Origin of the sequence: Hydrogenophaga crassostreae (genome assembly GCF_001761385.1) — a bacterium.
Lineage (GTDB): Bacteria > Pseudomonadota > Gammaproteobacteria > Burkholderiales > Burkholderiaceae_C > Hydrogenophaga > Hydrogenophaga crassostreae.
The window spans coordinates 453,498-470,742 of the sequence record NZ_CP017476.1 but is presented as its reverse complement, the minus strand read 5'-3'; the positions used below and the strand labels follow the sequence as shown (position 1 = coordinate 470,742).

Sequence of the window (17,245 nt, the reverse complement as noted above, 5' to 3'; positions counted from 1 at the left end):
CGGTTAGACAGGCTTATTTGGAGGCTTTGATGCGATCGAGCACACGGCCTTCGATGTCCTCGATGCCCGGTGGCACAGCGGGGTACCACTTGATGTTGTCCAGCGCCGCTTCAGGGAAACTTTCGGCGAACTGCTTCTTGAGCACCGGATCCATCATCTGGTCGGCACCTTTGCTGGCGGTGAAGTTGCCCACTGCGCCGGCAACCTTGGCCGCAATTTCGGGCCGCATGTTGAAATTGATCCATGCGTATGCGGCGGCGTCGTTCTTGCCCTTGGCGGGAATGGCGAACGTGTCTACCCAGCCCAGGGCACCCGACTTCGGCGCAAGGTATTTGATCTCGGGCGTCTCCTTGCTCAGGCCCCAAGTGCCGGTGTCCCACATCATGGCGGCGGTCAACTCACCCGAACGCATGCCGGTCAGCAACTGGTCCTTGCTGTCCCAGTAGAACTTCACATTGGCCTTGCAAGCGGTTAGCGTCTTGCCCACATCCTCCATCAGTGCACCGTAGGCCTTCGGTTGGCTGTACAGGGCAAACGGGTCTTTGCCCGACGCGAAGGCAAAAGCGATCAGCGTTGGGCGCTTCAGACGCATGCTGACTTTGCCGGCGTTCTCGGGTGCACACAGGTCAGCGTAATCCACAACTTTGGAAGACTTGGTGTTGACCGCCAGACCATCGGTACCCCAGATGTGCGGCACGCCATAGATCTTGCCCTTGACCGTGGTGTTCTTTTCGGTGGACTTCAGCATGGAAGGAATGAACAGCTCGGACTTGAGCTTGCCCATGTCCATGGCCTTGTAGATGCGGAACTCGGCCTGGGGGCCGGCGATGCGGTCCTGGCTGGGTTGTGCCAGGTCAAAGCCAGCGCCGCCGGTGGCGCGCAGCTTGGAGATCATCTCTTCGTTGTTCGAGGTGGTGACTTCGACGGTGTAGCCGGTCTCTTTGGTGAACTGCTCGATCACGTCTTTCGGCGCATAGTCACTCCATGTCAGCAGACGCAAGGTTTTGTCGTCGGCGTGGGCCGCGCTGGTCATCAAAGCCGCGGCGGCCAGGGCAAGGGTCGTGAACTTGATCTTCATGGGAAGACTCGCTTTCGGGGAAGTTGGATGAAACGTTGAAATGCACAAACAGCTCGCACGGTCCGTGCCAGCCATCACCAAAACCTGCAGCACTGCAGAATCCGGCAAAGGCCAGAATAAGTCAAGTGCGTGAAGGTTTCGTGACAGACGCAAGCCTGTCATTCCCGGACGATCAGTCGAACGTTTGCAGTTCATTCACCCCGAGATGGTGCATGAACTCGCGCAAGATCAGGATGAGCGCGTCGCCCGAGGCCGCATCAAAAACTGTGCCCTTCGCCGACGGTGCACCCATGGCGCGCGCTGCCAACCATTGGTATTCCTGCTCCACTCTCGCCAGCGTGATCGGCCCGCCCTCGGTGTTCCACATGGCACCGCCGCGCCGAAGCGTGCTCAGGTTCTCGACTGCCAGGGCGAGAACCGTTTCCCCGGTCAGATGGCGTTGCACCAATCCAATCTGATCTTCCACCGCCTGGATGGCATTTTCAATCGCCAGCGGCGAAGGCGCAGAAGATGGCGCGCCCAACACCCAAAGACTGGCCAAGCCAATGGGCAAATCCCAATGCAAAGGGGTTTCGTCGGGCCGCTGGAGGCGGGCCAGGGTGGATTGGGCACCCACCTCGATACCCAAAACAGGGTGTGTCATCGCGAAGCTGCCACCAGCGAGCGCTCAGGCCGCTTCGGCCGCAAGCGGCGCAGCCATCGAAACAGACAGGTCGCCAAACACAAACCCATCCATTGACAGTACGCCAAAGCTCATGCCGCCTTCAATGCGGCTGACCGGGGCATCCGCGCCCGCCGCACCCGCTGCCACCATCAGCGGCCAGAGGTGTTCGGGCGTGGGGTGGGCACGTTGCGCCTCGGGCGCCAGCGCCATGGTCTGCTGCAGACGTTCGTGGTCGTGGTTGATCAGCGTTTCCCGTATCCATGTGGCAAAACCAAGTGCATAAGCCTCACCTTGCGCGTCGGGGGCGTCAAAACGGACTTCATACAGGTTGTGCGTGAGGCTGCCCGAACCCATGATGAGCACCCCTTCGTTGGCCAGCGGCGCCAGCGCCCGACCGAACGCATAGGCCTGGGCGCCGTCGAGGCGGGCTGGCAAGGACACCTGGAAAACCGGCACATCGGCCTGCGGGAACAGGTAACGCATGGGTACCCAGGCGCCATGGTCGAGGCCGCGTTGCGGATCGGCCTCGGCAGCCCAACCGGCAGCGCGCAACACCTCGATGGCGCGCTCGGCCAGTGCCGGGTGGCCAGGTGCGGGGTATTTCAGTTCGTACAGCGCCTGCGGAAAGCCACCGAAGTCGTGCACGGTCGGCGGGGCCGCCGAGGTGCTCACCCTTGGGTCGCGGGTCATCCAGTGGGGCGACACGATCAGCACCGCTTCCGGGCGCGGTAACCGCTGACCCAAAGCCGTGAGGGCTGGGCCTGCGACGCCGGGGTCGATGGCAAAGGTAGGCGACCCGTGGGAAACAAAGACGACAGGCGGTCGGGACATGGTGCGATTCCGTTGAATGGACGAGCCAAGATGGCTTGACACCACTGTAAGGCGCTCATCGCCCGCTATCGACCGCGCCACACGGTCACAAACGTGAAAGGATTTGAAGGCCCTTACAAACCTGGTCCAGCGGGTTTCTTCGGCTCAGCGCGATAATCCCACCATGGCAAACAAACAGCGTGTGGTGGTGGGTTTGAGTGGCGGCGTGGACTCTGCGGTCAGCGCCTGGCTGCTCAAACAACAGGGCTATGAGGTCATCGGCATCTTCATGAAAAACTGGGAAGACGATGACGACAGCGAGTTCTGCTCGTCGAACATCGACTTCGTGGACGCCGCCTCTGTGGCCGACGTGATCGGCATCGAGATCGAACACGTCAACTTTGCCGCCGAATACAAGGACCGCGTGTTCGCCGAATTCCTGAGCGAATACCAGGCCGGGCGAACGCCCAATCCCGACATTCTGTGCAACGCCGAGATCAAGTTCAAGGCCTTCCTCGACCACGCCATTCGCCTGGGCGCCGAGAAAATCGCCACTGGGCACTATGCCCGCGTTCGCGAAAACAATGGCACATTCGAGCTGCTCAAAGGTCTGGACCCGCTGAAAGACCAGAGCTACTTCCTGCACCGTCTCAACCAGGCCCAGCTGAGCAAGACCCTGTTTCCGGTGGGCGAGCTGCCCAAAACCGAGGTGCGCCGCATCGCCGCCGAGATCGGACTGCCCAACGCCAGGAAAAAGGACAGCACCGGCATCTGCTTCATCGGAGAACGCCCGTTCCGAGAGTTTCTCAACCGCTACATCGCCAAAGAGCCCGGTCCGATCAAGGACCCGACCGGTCGCACGATCGGCAAACACGTTGGCCTGAGCTTTTACACGCTGGGCCAACGGCAAGGGCTGGGTATTGGCGGCGTCAAGGAGAAGGGTGCGCAGAAAGGCGGCAACGAACACGCGCCCTGGTTCGTCGCGCGCAAAGACATCGCGAAAAACACGCTGTGGGTGGTGCAAGGCCACGAACACCCCTGGCTGATGTCGCCGGCGCTGAACGCGCAGAACACCAGTTGGGTGGCCGGTCACGCACCGCCTGCCGGCGCCCTGGCCGCCAAAACGCGCTACCGCCAGGCCGACGCGCCCTGCACTCTGCAAGCCCGCGACGATCAGAACTTCACGCTGCACTTCAGCGACCCACAATGGGCCGTCACGCCCGGTCAAAGCGCCGTGGTCTACGACGGCGAAATCTGCCTGGGCGGCGGCATCATCACCAGCGACGCGACCACCGAATTCTGAGTCGGCGAGCGGCTATCGGGTCGATTGAGAATGCCAACCGCACCCTTGACATTTGTCAACAAATAAACTCCTGGGGGTATAGATACTGAAGCCATCGAACAAGCAACGGCCTTGATCGACCGCTTCAACAACCCACCCCAAGGAGTTTTTCATGGACACCGCTGTCAGCACATTCCCCCACCTCAACGAAGCGGCCCCCGCTTTCAACGCCAAGACCACCCACGGCGACCGCAGTCTGGCCGACTACAAGGGCAAGTGGCTCATCCTGTTTTCGCACCCCGCCGACTTCACGCCGGTCTGCACCACCGAATTCATCGGCTTCCAGAAACACGCCGATACCTTCCGCAGCATGAACTGTGAATTGCTCGGCCTGTCCATCGACAGCCTGTATTCGCACCTGGCCTGGACGCAAAGCATCAAAGAGAAGTTTGGTGTGGAGATCAGCTTCCCCATCATTGAAGACATCAAGATGGATGTGGCCCGCGCCTACGGCATGGTGCACCCCGGTGCAGCCGACACGCAGGCCGTGCGCGCCACCTTCTTCATCGATCCCAACGGCATCCTGCGGGCCATGGTCTATTACCCCATGAGCAACGGTCGCAGCATCGAAGAGTTCGTGCGCCTGCTGCAAGCCATGCAGACCAGCGACAAAAACGCGATTGCCACGCCCGAAGGCTGGACACCCGGTTGCGATGTGATCGTGCCGCCGCCCAAGACCGCTGATGCCGTCGCCAAGCGCGCCGGTGAAGGCTACAACACGGTGGACTGGTACTACTCGACCAAGTCGCTGTAAGCGGCCTGAGTCCTCAGCAAAGGCCCACCTGAAAAGGCTGGGCCTTTTTTTCTCTCGAACACCTGGAGACGCACCCCATGACCGCCCCCTCGCGATTGCACATCGAGTCCTTCTTCGACCCCGCGACCTTCACCTTCAGCCACATCGTCTGGGACCAAGCAAGCGCCCAAGCTGCGCTGATCGACAGCGTGCTCGACTACGACCCCAAATCCGGCCGCACCAGCACCGCCAGCGCCGATCGCCTGATCGATCGCGTCAGCGAGCTCGGCCTGACCGTGCAGTGGCTGCTGGAAACCCATGTGCATGCCGACCACCTCTCCGCCGCGCCCTACCTGCAGGAACGTCTGGGTGGCCAGCTCGCCATCGGCGCGCAGATCACCACCGTACAAAACACCTTCGGCAAGCTGTTCAACGCGGGCAGCGAATTTGCGCGCGACGGCAGCCAGTTCGATCGCCTGCTGAAAGACGGTGACCACCTCCAGATCGGCGGTCTGCAACTCACCGCGATGCACACGCCCGGCCACACACCCGCCTGCATGACCTACGTGGTGCGCGACCACAGCGTGGACCCGCTGCGCACCGCGGCTTTCGTTGGCGACACCTTGTTCATGCCGGACTACGGCACCGCCCGTTGCGACTTCCCCGGCGGCAGCGCGGCCACGCTGTACCGCTCGATACAGCGCGTACTGGCCCTGCCCGACAACACCGAGTTGTACCTCTGCCACGACTACCCGCCCGACGAGCGCAAGCCGCATTGCATCACCACCGTGGCCGAACAGAGAGGAAACAATGTGCACCTGCGCAATGGCGTGAGCGAGGCCGCCTTTGTCGAAATGCGGCAAAAACGCGATGCCACGCTGGCCATGCCGGTTCTCATCCTGCCGGCGGTTCAGGTCAACATGCGCGCGGGCCACCTGCCGCCCGCCGAAGACAATGGCACGACCTACCTGAAGATCCCGATCAACGCGCTCTGACCCACTGAAGCACGCGGCTCAACCCGGCTCAGGTGCATCCTCCATGAAAAACCCATTGCCCCATTGGCTGCCCATCTTGCGCTGGGCGCCGCAATACCGCGCCGAGCACCTGGCGGCCGATGGCGTGGCCGCGGCTGTGGTCACCTTGATGCTGATCCCGCAAAGCCTGGCCTACGCCCTGCTCGCAGGCATGCCGGCCCAGACGGGTCTGTACGCCAGCATGCTCCCGCTCGTGGCCTACGCCATCTTCGGCACCAGCAACACGCTGGCCGTGGGCCCCGCGGCCATCACGTCCATCATGACGGCCTCGGCGCTGGGCACCATGGCCCTGGCGGGCAGCGTGGGCTATGTGGCCGCGGTGGCGTTGTTGACGCTGATGAGCGGGATCATGCTTTTCCTCATGGGCGCGCTGCGGCTGGGCGTGATCGCCAATTTCCTCAGCCACCCGGTGATCTCCGGTTTTGTCTCCGCCTCCGGGTTGCTGATCGCGGCCAGCCAGTTGAAACACCTGCTGGGCATTCCCCTTCAAGGCCAGACGCTGCCGCAGCTCGCGACCAGCCTTGGCCAACACATCGGCCAATGGCAAGGGCCGGCCGCGGCCATTGGTTTGCTCACCCTCGTCTTTCTGGTGTGGGCGCGCCACTCGTTCAAACCCCGCCTGCGCGCGCTGGGCCTTCGGCCCATGGCCGCCGATGTGATCGCCAAGGCCGCGCCCGTGCTGGCCTTGGCCGTGGCCACGCTGATCGCCTGGGGGTTGCGCCTGGAAGACGGTGGACTGCGCGTCGTGGGCGCGGTGCCGGGCGGTTTGCCGCCACTCACCCTGCCCACGCTGAACACCAACCTGTGGCCTCAGGTGCAACAGCTGGCCACCGCGGCCCTGCTGATCAGCCTGGTGGGGTTTGTGGAGTCGGTGTCACTTGGTCAGTCGCTCGCGGCCAAACGGCGTGAACGCATCGAACCCGACGCCGAATTGCGGGGCCTGGGCGCCGCCAACATCGCCGCGGGTCTGACCGGCGGCTTCCCGGTCACGGGCGGGTTCTCGCGCTCGGTGGTGAACTTCGACGCAGGCGCGCGCACCCCCGCCGCCGGTATCTACACCGCCATCGGCTTGCTGCTGGCGGCCCTGTTGCTCACGCCGGCGCTCTACCACCTGCCCCAGACGGCCCTGGCCGCCACCATCGTGGCTTCCGTGCTCACCCTGGTGGACGTGCATGCGTTCGGGCGCACCTGGCGCTATGCCCGCACCGACTTCACCGCGCTGGCCTTGACCTTTGTCCTGACCCTGACGGTCGGTATCGAGGCGGGCCTGATGGCCGGCGTGGGGGTCTCGCTGCTGCTGCACCTCTGGCGCACCAGCCGACCACACATCGCCACGGTCGGTCGCGTGCCTGGTACGGAGCACTACCGCAACGTCTTGCGCCACACCGTTGAAACCCATCCCGGCGTGCTCGGTCTGCGGGTGGACGAGAGCCTGTATTTCGCCAATGCGCGGCCGCTGGAAGACCACATCGCGGCCGAGGTGGCGGCGCACCCGGACATCGAACACGTGGTGCTCCAGTGCAGCGCCGTCAACGCCATTGACGCCAGCGCACTGGAGAGCCTGGAAGCCATCACACTGCGCCTCAAGGACGCTGGCGTGAAGCTGCACCTGAGTGAGGTCAAGGGCCCCGTGATGGACCGGCTTGAACGCAGCGATTTCCTGCAACACCTGACCGGCCGGGTGTTTCTCACACACCACCAGGCCGTGACAGCGCTGACCCAGCCGCCGCACTGAGCCCGTTCAGCCCTTGCGTCGAAACAGGCGCACGTGCATGGGCCGCACAAAGTCTGCGCCTTGTTCACCACAGTCCGGCTCGAAGGCTGCGCCCACCCGGTCCAGCAAGGCTTGATCGACCTTGTGGTCTGCAAAGCTGGGGTACATCATGCGCTGGGCAAAATCTTCAAAGCTGGCGAAATGCACCGCTTGTGCGAACCGCCGTTCGGTGATCGATTCCCAGTGCTGGCCGGTCGCCAAGGCACGGTCCAGCGCCGCTTGAGCAGCCGGTCGCACCACGCCTTCATCGTTGTACAGGCGCACCAGCTCGTTCATGGCGCCGCCATAAATCGGTTCGGACACGTACAGAAACCCGCCTGGCCGCAAGACACGCGCCACTTCGCCCAGCGCCTGGTCCATCGCCGCCATGGGTACGTGGTGCAGCGACTTGAGCATCAGCGCCAGATCGAAGGACGCATCGACAAAAGGCACAGCCTGTGCACCCGCAGCCAGGAAGGTCAAACCGGCTTGTGGATGGGCCAGATTCTTGGCGTGCTGCACCGCATCCACCTCCAACCCCGTGACTTTGCACCCTGGCCAGCGCGTCAACAAACTCCGCGCCAAGCGGGCCGCGCCACAGCCCAGTTCAATGATGGCCTGCGCCTGCAACGGCACCAGTTCAGACAACACATCCAGCTCATCGGGCACCAGAGGCAATTGATCGGGGTCGAATGCGGCGTTGTTGTTCATGTTGTACCTTTCAATGCCATGGATTTTGAGGGGGCTTGCGTTTTCTCATGGATACCACACGGAGTATATGAAGAATGGGCTGAACCGGTCATGTAACCGGTCTGTTTCCCCTTCACACACTCAAGGAGTTTTCTGTATGAAACGTCTGATCGCGCTGAGCGCCGCCACCCTGCTGACCATGGGCGCTGCGCACGCCGAGGAACTCTTCGTCAACATCCACAGTGGCAACGCCATGGCACAGGGCGCCGGCCTGGTGCTCGCCGGGCAGGCGCTGGAGCAAAAGGCCAGTGTGCGCGTATTGCTGTGCGACAAGGCCGCCGACATCGCCGTGACCGGTCAGGAACTGTCCAATCTCAAACCCAAGGATGTGACCACCCAGCAAATGCTGCAAGGCCTGATCAAGGCCGGTGCGAAGGTGGAGGTCTGCGCGCTGTACCTGCCCAACACGGGCCACAAGGCCACCGACTTGATCGAGGGTGTGACGCCGGCCAAACCGGCCGATGTGGCGGCCCACCTGATCAAACCCGGCATGCACACGCTGGGTTTCTGAGCCTCTCCAGGTGATTCGAAACGGCACCCTTCGGGGTGCCGTTTTTTGATTCAGGATTGTCCGAAGCTCTCAGGCATCTGCACCGCCACCACCTCGCCGCGCGCGGTAGCGACATCGCCGGCGAACACGGTGCATTCCACCACCACCTTGCGGCCCTTGATCTCTTTCACTGTGCCGCGCAGGGTCAGCTCGCCCAACGGCGTGGGCTTGAGGAAGTCGACATGCAACGAACCCGTGACGAAGCGGAACGCTGGCAACGAATCCATGTCGCGCCCTTCCTGGCGGTACATCGCGGCGGCCGCGGTCCCCGTGCTGTGGCAATCGATCAGCGAGGCGATCAAGCCGCCGTAGGCAAAGCCCGGCACCGAGGTGTGATACGGCTCGGGCGTGAACCGGGTCACCGTTTCGTCGCCCTCCCAATGGGTTTTGATTTGGTGGCCGTGCTTGTTCTTGCTGCCGCAACCGTAGCAATGCGACACGTTCTCGGGATAGTGGTCTTGAAAAGCGTCCATGGATGTCTCCTGAAAGTGAGTGGGTATTGGAATAGGCTTCAGGCGCGCTGCACCGCATGGCCGCAGCCCTGGGCGCCTGCCGCGGTGTTGACCATGTGATCGGCCATTTGGGTGAAGCGGTCAATCAAAGCCTCGCGCAGGGGCAGATCAGCCACCTGCTCGGTCAGTGCCTGGGTCATGCACAGCAACCACTCGTTGCGTTCGACCGGCCCCACCGCATAGGGCGCGTGGCGCATGCGCAAGCGGGGGTGGCCCTTCTTGGCGGTGTAGAGCTGGGGCCCGCCGAACCAGCCCGACAGGTATTCAAACAGGCTCTCGGCACTGCCTTTGAGGCTCTCGGGGTGGATCTGGCGCACCGTGTAGGCCTCGGGCAGTTCGTCCATGAGCCCATAGAAACGGTTCACCAGCTTGTGGATGCCATCGGCACCGCCCAAGGCAGCGTAAATCGTGGTCGCGCTGGCGTTGACCGGGGAGGGGTTGGAAGCGGTGTTGTTCATCGGTACTTCTTCAGGTAAACACCCTCGAAATAGCGCTTGGCCCAGTGGAACAAGCGCGTCGAGGGCAAAACGATCTGGCGCTGCTCATTGCGAAACACCAGCGTGCCGTGGTCGATGGCGTCGATGATGCAGATGAGCTCGACCTTGAACGTGGCCTGGGGCGTCTCACCGCGCAGACCCGCCAGCACATTTTCGGCCGCGGCGGCGGCCTGGAGATCGGCCATGTGCGCCTGCTTGGGCATCCAGGCGGGGCCGGGGAAACTGCCTGAATCGCCCACCACGTAGACATGCTCGCTGCCAACAACCCGGCACAACGCATCGGCCTGCAGCAAGCCCCCGGGGGACCGCGCCAGCTCGGTCTGGTCGAACCAGGCGTTGCCGGTCATGCCGGGCATGAACAAGATGAGATCGGCGGGGAACTCACCGCCTTCGGTGACGACGCGATCGGCATCGAAACGCTTCATCTTGTGACCGAGATGGGTGCGGATGCCGCGCTTGACCATCTCGGCCAGGAGGTGTTTCACCGCTTTCGGACCGAGGCGCGCACCGGGCTCTTTGGAGGGGTTGAAGAACACCAGGTCGAACTTGTCGCGACGCCCTTCGCGCTTGAGCTGTTCGTCGATGCCGAACAGGAACTCGAACATAGGCCCGCCGCGCACCGCACTGGGTTCGTTGGGGTTGCCACCAAAACCGATGGCAATGGTGCCGCCTTGCATTTCGCGAAGCCGGTCGCGGATTCTTTCGGCGGCGGCAATGCCTTCGCAGGGCGTGATGGCGTGCTCGATGCCGGGCAGCTTCTTGATGAAGCGTCCGCCGCTGGCGATCACCAGGGCGTCGTTCGTCACCTCGCCCGCGGTGGTGTCCACCACCCGCCCGCATTCGCGCAGCCCGGTCACCTCGGCCACCACGTGGCGCACCTTCATGCGTCGGAAAAAATTGCCCAGCGGCACGGTAAGTTGCTCGCGCGTGCGCAACCCGGATGGAATCCAGATGATGCCCGGCAGGTAGTGCAACTCTGCGCGCGGCGCGATCAAAGTGATTTCGGCATTGGGATCGCGCTGGCGGATTTCGCGCACAGAGGAGAGCGCGCCGAACCCGGCCCCTATGACGGTGATGCGGAAAAGCTCGGGCTTCATAGGGTCTCCAGTGTGCTCAGAAAAATGCATGGCGTGGCAGCGGGCAAACCGCCACATTCAACTATGGGCGGTATTCAACCGGCTGTCCTTGAGATTGCTCAATGGGTCGAACCACTTGCCCAGGTCAGCTGCGTTCTTTCGCGGCCTTCAAGCTTTCAGAATGAAACCGGGCCGTGTCTGGACTTCAGCCATGCAAACACAGCCTAGACCGCCCTGTTCAGCCGCGTCTGACGATTGAAAATCACTTGCATGGCCTCATTCTTTTCTTTTGGCGGAGAGGTGGCCAAGTTCCCATCGGCGAGCTCAGAAAGCCCGCCATCCGTGCGTCGGCGGACACCTTGCTTGCACTCGACAGCGCGTCTTTCATGAGCGCCCATCTTCTGGCCAACCACCAGCCTTCGCGGGGGTTCGCGATCAACGCAACACTGCGCATGCCCGTCCTCCGCCGGTCCCCGAGCATGGGATCCTCGACCAATGGATGGAGCGCAAGCAGATGCCTGAATGGGTGGACGCGCCACAAAAGCGCTTTGCCTGGGGGCCAGACATCGCATCGCGTGAACCCGTCTGTTGGCGTCATGGGCGGGTTTGACGAGGTCGCAACCGTCAAGAGGGCCGGCCATTCTGCAGCATCAGGCGCTGCGAACCCATCGAGTCCGGGCAATGCACGCCGCCGTTTGCGTGCCCGGCTGGGTCACAAGGATGCGCAGGATCGGTACAACCACTGCCCTTGAGCGGTGCCCACTTCGAGCACTAGGTGCTCAGTGCTCAGTGCTCAGTGCTCCGCATGCAGCTTTTCGTGGATTTTTTTGGTGGTACGCCACACGGCCCACAACACCAGCGGAATCAGCGCGCCGGCAGCCATCTCCGGGTTGATCGGCAAACCCGCGGCTTTTCCGGCCTTGCCCACATAGAGCAGCAAACTCACCACATAGTAGGAAATGGCCGCGATGGACAGGCCCTCCACCGTGCTTTGCAACCGCAGTTGCATGTCCTGCCCGCGCGTGAGCCTGGCGAGCAGTTCCTGGTTCTGCAGTTCAGTGGCAATGTCCACACGGGTACGCAGCAAGGCGCTGGTGCGCGCAATGCGCTCCGACAGCGACGCCAGGCGCTGGGCTGTCGCGGCCACGGTGGCCATGGCGGGCTTCAACCGGTGTTGCAAAAACTCGCCCAGTGTCTGGGTGCCCGGAATGGGCGCTTCGCGCAACTCGCCCATGCGCTGGGACACCAGGGCATCGTAGGCGCGGGTGGCGGCAAAGCGGTAAACGTTTTCGGCTGTGGCGCGTTCAACGCCGCCGGCCAAGGAAACCAGGGTATCGAGCAGCGCCTGGTCCGAGGTGCTCTTGTTTTCAAGCTTCGCCGTGATGTCGGTCAGCTGGCGCTCGGAGTCGGCAAGCAGAGGCGCCAAGTCCTTGACCACCGGCAGCGCTCGCAGCGCCATCAACCGGTAAGTTTCCAGTTCAAACAACCGCGCTGCAATGCGCCCGGCACGGGTTTGCGAGGTGCCTCCCGGTGCGACCACCAGCATGCGCTCGAAGCCGCATGGACGCAGCATGAAATCGGTCACAGCCAAGGAGTGCGCGTTGTTGCCCATCAGCGAGGCCACCACCGTGTGGTCACCCAGCCAGCGGCGTGCGCGCGCCAGCGAGTCGCCCTGCGGGTCAATGGGCGCCTCGACCATGGCCATTTGAATGGCGGCGATCGTGCGCCCAGGAATACCAGCCAGCCAGCCCGGTGGGGTGATCAGGTGTGCCAGCAAATCGGGTTCGCAAGCTTCCAGCCCACAGCCCGGAGGCAGTTCCTGCACGATCGAGTACCGCGTGAACTCGGTGTGGCGCTCCCATTTCAGGGTGTAGCCGGGGCAACGGATGCGCAGGAAGTTGGCCTGCAAAGCCTCGGGCGTCAGACCTTCCTGACCCGGTAGCTGCTGCAAATGGGCACACTCTTCGTCGCGCGTGAGCGCCTGGTTGAACACGGCGACATAGGTGACCAGCGCGGGCAAATGAATGCGGGCCGGCGGACGCGCGTGCACTTCGTTGTGCAGCAGTGTGCGCTGGGGATCGTTGGCGGGCAGCCAAGGGTTAGGAGAATCCATGGAGCGATTGTGCCCCGACCCCGATCCGGCGCGTCAGCGTGGCATGCGCCCGATCCAGCGGGTGACGTGGGCCAGGCCCTGGTGACCAGGGCCTTCAGACAGCAACGTCTCGCCATCCCAAGCCATCTCCGGCTCAAGCAGCCCGGCAAAGTCGGCGTCCAGCATCGCTGGCGTGTACAACATGCTCTCGTCTTTGGGCCCCCCGCTGCTGCGCGCCAGCTGACCTGGGTGGAAGCACTCCAGCAGCAACCAGCCACCAGGGCGCAATGCGGCAGCCAATCGCCTGTGTGCGCCCAGGCGAATCGGTTCTGGAAGATGCACATAAATGAGTACCACGGCATCAAACTGACCAGGTGCTGGTGCCCATTCGGCCAGATCACCCCACACGGTTTGTACGGCAACGCCGCGCTCTGCGGCCAGCGTGAGGGCTTTCTGCAACCCTACCTCCGAAGCGTCCATGGCCGTCACCTGGCAGCCTTGCTGCGCAAGCCACACACTGTTGCGCCCTTCGCCATCACCCGGTACCAGCACCTTGCCAGCGGCCGCAATGCGATGCGCCTGCCCGGCGAGAAAGGTATTCGGTGCGGTGCCGTACTTGTACCCCGGCACAGAAAAATTTTGATCCCAGAAATGGCTCATGGGGAAGGCCCATTCAAGAAAAAGGAAAACCCGCCAAGCCTGAGCCGGACGGGTTCGCACCAACGGTTCACATCCTGATCAGAATGGAATGTCGTCGTCCATATCGTCAAAGCCGCTGGCCGGACGAGCGGCGGCAGGCGCGGGGGCTGGCGCCGAACGGGCCGGAGCCTGGCGCGGCGCGGCCGCAGGGCGCGAGTAACCACCGCCACCGCCTGCGCCACCACCGCCCTCGCCACCCATGCCTTCACGGCCTCCGAGCAACTGCATTTCTGTGGCAATGATGTCCACAGTGTTTTTTTCCACACCCGTGGCTTTGTCGACATAGGTGCCGTATTTCAAGCGCCCTTCCACATAAATGGGACGGCCCTTCTTGACATACTCACCGGCGATCTCTGCCAGCCGGTCGTAAAACGTGACGCGGTGCCACTGGGTGTCTTCAATCATCTCTCCGCTGTTCTTGTCTTTGCGGCGGCTGGAGGTGGCCACGCTGACGTTGGCCACGGCCTGACCCGAAGGCAGGTAACGGATTTCGGGGTCGCGGCCACAATTGCCGACGAGGATCACTTTGTTAACGGAGGCCATGGCGGGTTCCTTGAGCTGGCTTAGAAAAAATCAGGACCCGGCCGCAGAATGTCGCCAAGTCACTCATAGGATTGTGCCGCAAGCGCCTGCCGGAACATGAAATGCCACAATAGAGGCGCCCAACATGAACCGCGAACCCGATTTTTTCCAGAATATCCGCAACGAGCTGCACGATGGCCGTGCGTGGCTGGACCGAAGCATCGTGCTGGGTTATGCCGTTATGGCGGGCTTGTTTGTTGTGGCCTTCACCCTGCTCAGCGAAGCCGCCTTCGAGTGGTTTCAACACCTGAACAAACTCTACCCCTGGGGTGTTCTGATCTGGACGCCCACGCTCACCGCCTTGATCGTTTGGGCCACGCGCCGGTTTTTTCCAGGCGCGTCGGGTTCGGGGATTCCACAGGTCATGGCGGCCATTGATCCAGAGGTCAACTCAGCCGCCCGCCGCCATTTTGTTTCGTTCCGCCTGACCATTGCAAAGATGGGCCTGGGCACCATCACCATGCTCGCAGGCTTGTCAGCCGGCCGGGAAGGTCCCTCGGTTCAAGTCGCGGCCGGGGTCATGCACGGCGCGCGGCATTGGCTGCGCCCGGGCTCTGCCATCAACGACCACGCCTTGTTGGTGGCCGGTGGTGCCGCCGGAATCGCAGCCGCCTTTAACGCCCCGCTGGCAGGGGTGGTTTTTGCGATTGAAGAGCTTTCCAAGCGCATGGACTCGCGCAACAACAGCGTGATCATCTCGGCCATCGTGGTGGCTGGTCTGGTCAGTATTTCGTTTTTTGGCAACCTGACCTATTTCGGCACCATTGCGGTTCCGAGGTTGAGCTGGGCTGCTTTTTGGCCCGGCTTGGTGGTGGTGGTGGTGTGTGGCCTGTTGGGCGGCTTGTTCGCGCGCCTGCTCGCGGCTTCAATTGAGGGCCTTCCCGACCGCTTCAGCCGCTGGCGCCACAAGAAACCTGTGCGTTTTGCCGCGGGCGCGGGTCTGGCTGTGGCGGCGATCGGTATCGTATCTGGCGGTGCAACCTATGGTGCCGGCGCCGATGAGTTGCGCAACATGCTGGCGGGTGAAAGTGATATTTCCCGACTCTACGTGCTCCTCAAATTCGTAGCCACCTGGATCACTTCGTGGAGCGGTGTGCCAGGGGGCATTTTTGCCCCTTCTCTGTCGATCGGCGCAGGTGTCGGCCACGATGTGGCGCAGCTTTTTGCTGGCACCAACAGCGCCTTGGCGCCAAGCCTGATCGCACTGGGCATGGCTGCCTACCTTGCGGCAGCCACGCAAGCTCCACTGACGTCGTTCATCATCGTGATGGAGATGATCAATGGGCGGTCCATGGTTCTGAGCCTGATGGCGGCGGCGATGCTGGCCAGCCTCATCGCCCGCCTGATCAGTCGCCCGCTCTATCACACGCTCTCAAGCCTGATGATCAATGCCGTGTTCAAAACGAACGAACCCCCCGAACGATCAGAAACGGACGCAGCCGAGGCGCCAGCCGATGCGGTCACGGCCGATGGCGGTGCTTCAGCAACACCACAAGAGGGCAGCCCCGAAGCGGTACTGCCGAGCAACGTGGCACCCCAGGTGGCCCCGGAGACGCCAGCAAAACCGTCGGTCGCCGACAAGACTGCGCCTCAAGGCGGGCTGTTTGACCACACCGGAGACGAGGCGCCGGTCGACCCGGGCGATGCGGCGCAGCCACCGCCCACTGAAACGAAACCGGAAAACCGCTGAGCCCGAACGCTTAGCGACGGGGTGGCGGCACCTGCATGGGCCAGGCCAGCGCCAGCCACAACAACGCAGCCACGGCACACGCCACAAACAACCCTGCAGGGCCGTGGGTGCGGGCGAGCCAGCCGCCCATCGCGCCGCCGGCAAAAAAACCCAGCGACTGCAGCGTGTTGTAAACCCCCAGTGCCGCGCCTCTCGCATGGGCTGGCGCCAATCGCGAGACCAGGCTGGGCTGGCTGGCTTCCAGCATGTTGAAGCCGATAAAAAACACAAACATCAGGAGACCCAGCGGCCACAACCCCGGTGAGTCAGTGGCGTTCAAAGCCGACGCCTGCGCCACCCACCACAAACCGATTTGCACCGCGGCGATCAAACCAATGGAGATCAGAAAAGCGGAGCGCAACTGGCCCCTGCGCTCCATGGGAAACAAGACGCCGCCCATGACAAGCAACGAGGCCACCACGGCAGGCAAATAGACCTGCCAGTGCTCGGCCTTGGGCAGCCCCGCCTGCACCAGCAGCGCGGGCACCGCCATCCACATGGCGAGTTGAACCGCATGCAGCACAAACACGCCCAGATTCAACCGCATCAACCCCGCATGGCGCAGCACCTCACCCAGACCGGCCCCCTTGATCTGCCCAGCCGCTGACAACTGGTGTTCGCGGGGCTCGGCGGGCGCAACCCAGATCACGACCGCAATGCCGACCAACGCCAATGAGCAGGTGAGCAAAAAGATGCCCGACAGCCCCACCCAGCCGGCAAGCAGTGGCGCCAACACCAAAGAGACGGCAAACATCAAGGCGATGCTGGCACCCACCATGGCCATGGCCTTGGTGCGCACGCTGTCGCGCGTGACATCGGCCAGAAACGCCGTCACCGCAGCCGAAATCGCGCCCGCCCCTTGAACCGCCCGCCCGACGGCCAGCCATGTCAGGTCCGGGGCCCAGGCCGCGATCACACTGCCCACGGCAAAAACCAGCAACCCCGCCACGATGACGGGCTTGCGCCCGAAGCGGTCCGATGCCAGGCCAAACGGAATCTGCAAAAACGCCTGTGTCAGTCCATACAGGCCCATAGCCAGACCCACGCGGGCAGGGTCGTCACCACCGGGCAGGCGCGCAGCCTCCAGTGCGAACACCGGCAACACAATGAACAGCCCCAGCATGCGCAAGGCAAAAACCAGCGCCAATGAAGCGCTGGCCCTGCGTTCTGCGCCGGTCATCCGGTTGGCGTCAGGCGTATCGGTAGCGGGAGAATGGTTCGGGGTAGAAGTAGACACGGCAGGTCAGTCAAAGGCATGGTGAGCCAGATCGCCGCTCTCAGCGGCGGGTCTCGTATTGTGCGTGAACCGCATTGCCCCCCTCCCGGCCCCGCATGCAATACCAT

General features: G+C 63.0%; 17 protein-coding genes. 6 read left to right on the top strand and 11 right to left on the bottom strand.

The features are described from left to right. Nucleotides 1–13: 13 nt before the first annotated feature. The 3 genes from LPB072_RS02310 to LPB072_RS02300 form a co-directional block, all read right to left on the bottom strand. Nucleotides 14–1,078 carry an extracellular solute-binding protein gene (locus tag LPB072_RS02310; RefSeq protein ID WP_066088904.1) on the bottom strand — a complete coding sequence of 355 codons (1,065 nt, stop codon included), beginning with the start codon at nucleotides 1,076–1,078 and terminating at the stop codon, nucleotides 14–16. 172 nt (nucleotides 1,079–1,250) lie between these two features. Next, entirely contained in the window at nucleotides 1,251–1,721 is a 471-nt protein-coding gene (locus tag LPB072_RS02305; RefSeq protein WP_066088907.1) for a hypothetical protein, read from the bottom strand. A gap of 24 nt (nucleotides 1,722–1,745) precedes the next feature. Next, nucleotides 1,746–2,573 (bottom strand): dioxygenase family protein, encoded by an 828-nt coding sequence (locus LPB072_RS02300; protein WP_066088910.1) that lies wholly within the window; start codon nucleotides 2,571–2,573, stop codon nucleotides 1,746–1,748. A gap of 163 nt (nucleotides 2,574–2,736) precedes the next feature. On the opposite strand from LPB072_RS02300, the gene mnmA reads away from it, so the two are divergent. The 4 genes from mnmA (at nucleotide 2,737) to LPB072_RS02280 (ending at nucleotide 7,396) form a co-directional block, all read left to right on the top strand. Further along, nucleotides 2,737–3,855: a tRNA 2-thiouridine(34) synthase MnmA gene (gene mnmA, locus LPB072_RS02295; protein WP_066088913.1), complete on the top strand. Its 1,119-nt coding sequence runs from the start codon at nucleotides 2,737–2,739 to the stop codon at nucleotides 3,853–3,855. 151 nt (nucleotides 3,856–4,006) lie between these two features. Next, on the top strand, nucleotides 4,007–4,648 hold the full coding sequence (locus LPB072_RS02290; protein WP_066088916.1) for a peroxiredoxin: 642 nt from the start codon (nucleotides 4,007–4,009) through the stop codon (nucleotides 4,646–4,648). Nucleotides 4,649–4,725: 77 nt separating this feature from the next. Continuing rightward, nucleotides 4,726–5,622, top strand: a complete 897-nt coding sequence (locus LPB072_RS02285) for an MBL fold metallo-hydrolase (protein WP_066088919.1) — start codon at nucleotides 4,726–4,728, stop codon at nucleotides 5,620–5,622. A 43-nt stretch (nucleotides 5,623–5,665) separates the two neighbouring features. Further along, nucleotides 5,666–7,396: a SulP family inorganic anion transporter gene (locus LPB072_RS02280; RefSeq protein ID WP_066088923.1), complete on the top strand. Its 1,731-nt coding sequence runs from the start codon at nucleotides 5,666–5,668 to the stop codon at nucleotides 7,394–7,396. A 6-nt stretch (nucleotides 7,397–7,402) separates the two neighbouring features. Here LPB072_RS02280 and LPB072_RS02275 read toward each other — a convergent pair whose 3' ends face one another. Then, nucleotides 7,403–8,125, bottom strand: coding sequence for a class I SAM-dependent methyltransferase (locus LPB072_RS02275; RefSeq protein ID WP_066088927.1), 723 nt, complete (start codon nucleotides 8,123–8,125; stop codon nucleotides 7,403–7,405). A 136-nt stretch (nucleotides 8,126–8,261) separates the two neighbouring features. Between LPB072_RS02275 and LPB072_RS02270 the strand changes: the two genes are divergently transcribed. Beyond that, nucleotides 8,262–8,675: a DsrE family protein gene (locus LPB072_RS02270; protein WP_066088931.1), complete on the top strand. Its 414-nt coding sequence runs from the start codon at nucleotides 8,262–8,264 to the stop codon at nucleotides 8,673–8,675. A gap of 50 nt (nucleotides 8,676–8,725) precedes the next feature. Here LPB072_RS02270 and LPB072_RS02265 read toward each other — a convergent pair whose 3' ends face one another. The 6 genes from LPB072_RS02265 to ssb all read right to left on the bottom strand — a co-directional run bounded on the left by LPB072_RS02265 (nucleotide 8,726) and on the right by ssb (nucleotide 14,133). Next, nucleotides 8,726–9,187 carry a PaaI family thioesterase gene (locus LPB072_RS02265; protein WP_066088934.1) on the bottom strand — a complete coding sequence of 154 codons (462 nt, stop codon included), beginning with the start codon at nucleotides 9,185–9,187 and terminating at the stop codon, nucleotides 8,726–8,728. Nucleotides 9,188–9,225: 38 nt separating this feature from the next. Then, nucleotides 9,226–9,684: a group II truncated hemoglobin gene (locus LPB072_RS02260; protein WP_066088937.1), complete on the bottom strand. Its 459-nt coding sequence runs from the start codon at nucleotides 9,682–9,684 to the stop codon at nucleotides 9,226–9,228. Then, nucleotides 9,681–10,820: an NAD(P)/FAD-dependent oxidoreductase gene (locus LPB072_RS02255; protein WP_066088940.1), complete on the bottom strand. Its 1,140-nt coding sequence runs from the start codon at nucleotides 10,818–10,820 to the stop codon at nucleotides 9,681–9,683. The genes LPB072_RS02260 and LPB072_RS02255 overlap by 4 nt, the downstream gene beginning before the upstream one ends. Before the next feature lie 772 nt (nucleotides 10,821–11,592). Continuing rightward, a complete protein-coding gene (locus LPB072_RS02245) occupies nucleotides 11,593–12,912 on the bottom strand; it encodes a DUF3422 family protein (protein ID WP_066088946.1) in 1,320 nt (439 codons plus the stop codon). A gap of 33 nt (nucleotides 12,913–12,945) precedes the next feature. After that, the gene (locus LPB072_RS02240) at nucleotides 12,946–13,551 is read right to left on the bottom strand and encodes a class I SAM-dependent methyltransferase (RefSeq protein ID WP_066088949.1); all 606 of its coding nucleotides are present in this window, start codon (nucleotides 13,549–13,551) and stop codon (nucleotides 12,946–12,948) included. A 78-nt stretch (nucleotides 13,552–13,629) separates the two neighbouring features. Beyond that, nucleotides 13,630–14,133: a single-stranded DNA-binding protein gene (ssb, locus tag LPB072_RS02235; RefSeq protein ID WP_066088952.1), complete on the bottom strand. Its 504-nt coding sequence runs from the start codon at nucleotides 14,131–14,133 to the stop codon at nucleotides 13,630–13,632. A gap of 124 nt (nucleotides 14,134–14,257) precedes the next feature. Here ssb and LPB072_RS02230 point away from each other — a divergent pair, with 124 nt between their 5' ends. Beyond that, on the top strand, nucleotides 14,258–15,862 hold the full coding sequence (locus LPB072_RS02230; RefSeq protein ID WP_082876847.1) for a chloride channel protein: 1,605 nt from the start codon (nucleotides 14,258–14,260) through the stop codon (nucleotides 15,860–15,862). 10 nt (nucleotides 15,863–15,872) lie between these two features. Here LPB072_RS02230 and LPB072_RS02225 read toward each other — a convergent pair whose 3' ends face one another. Next, nucleotides 15,873–17,081: an MFS transporter gene (locus LPB072_RS02225; RefSeq protein WP_066088954.1), complete on the bottom strand. Its 1,209-nt coding sequence runs from the start codon at nucleotides 17,079–17,081 to the stop codon at nucleotides 15,873–15,875. Between the last annotated feature and the right edge of the window lie 164 nt (nucleotides 17,082–17,245).

Bases quoted from the DNA above. Each gene is read 5' to 3' on its own strand.
- LPB072_RS02270 (WP_066088931.1), top strand. From the start codon at position 8,262: ATGAAACGTCTGATCGCGCTGAGCGCCGCCACCCTGCTGACCATGGGC.
- LPB072_RS02245 (WP_066088946.1), bottom strand. From the start codon at position 12,912: ATGGATTCTCCTAACCCTTGGCTGCCCGCCAACGATCCCCAGCGCACA.
- LPB072_RS02230 (WP_082876847.1), top strand. From the start codon at position 14,258: ATGAACCGCGAACCCGATTTTTTCCAGAATATCCGCAACGAGCTGCAC.
- mnmA (WP_066088913.1), top strand. From the start codon at position 2,737: ATGGCAAACAAACAGCGTGTGGTGGTGGGTTTGAGTGGCGGCGTGGAC.
- LPB072_RS02305 (WP_066088907.1), bottom strand. From the start codon at position 1,721: ATGACACACCCTGTTTTGGGTATCGAGGTGGGTGCCCAATCCACCCTG.
- LPB072_RS02260 (WP_066088937.1), bottom strand. From the start codon at position 9,684: ATGAACAACACCGCTTCCAACCCCTCCCCGGTCAACGCCAGCGCGACC.
- LPB072_RS02310 (WP_066088904.1), bottom strand. From the start codon at position 1,078: ATGAAGATCAAGTTCACGACCCTTGCCCTGGCCGCCGCGGCTTTGATG.
- LPB072_RS02290 (WP_066088916.1), top strand. From the start codon at position 4,007: ATGGACACCGCTGTCAGCACATTCCCCCACCTCAACGAAGCGGCCCCC.
- LPB072_RS02285 (WP_066088919.1), top strand. From the start codon at position 4,726: ATGACCGCCCCCTCGCGATTGCACATCGAGTCCTTCTTCGACCCCGCG.
- LPB072_RS02300 (WP_066088910.1), bottom strand. From the start codon at position 2,573: ATGTCCCGACCGCCTGTCGTCTTTGTTTCCCACGGGTCGCCTACCTTT.
- LPB072_RS02255 (WP_066088940.1), bottom strand. From the start codon at position 10,820: ATGAAGCCCGAGCTTTTCCGCATCACCGTCATAGGGGCCGGGTTCGGC.
- LPB072_RS02240 (WP_066088949.1), bottom strand. From the start codon at position 13,551: ATGAGCCATTTCTGGGATCAAAATTTTTCTGTGCCGGGGTACAAGTAC.
- ssb (WP_066088952.1), bottom strand. From the start codon at position 14,133: ATGGCCTCCGTTAACAAAGTGATCCTCGTCGGCAATTGTGGCCGCGAC.
- LPB072_RS02280 (WP_066088923.1), top strand. From the start codon at position 5,666: ATGAAAAACCCATTGCCCCATTGGCTGCCCATCTTGCGCTGGGCGCCG.
- LPB072_RS02225 (WP_066088954.1), bottom strand. From the start codon at position 17,081: ATGACCGGCGCAGAACGCAGGGCCAGCGCTTCATTGGCGCTGGTTTTT.
- LPB072_RS02275 (WP_066088927.1), bottom strand. From the start codon at position 8,125: ATGAACAACAACGCCGCATTCGACCCCGATCAATTGCCTCTGGTGCCC.
- LPB072_RS02265 (WP_066088934.1), bottom strand. From the start codon at position 9,187: ATGGACGCTTTTCAAGACCACTATCCCGAGAACGTGTCGCATTGCTAC.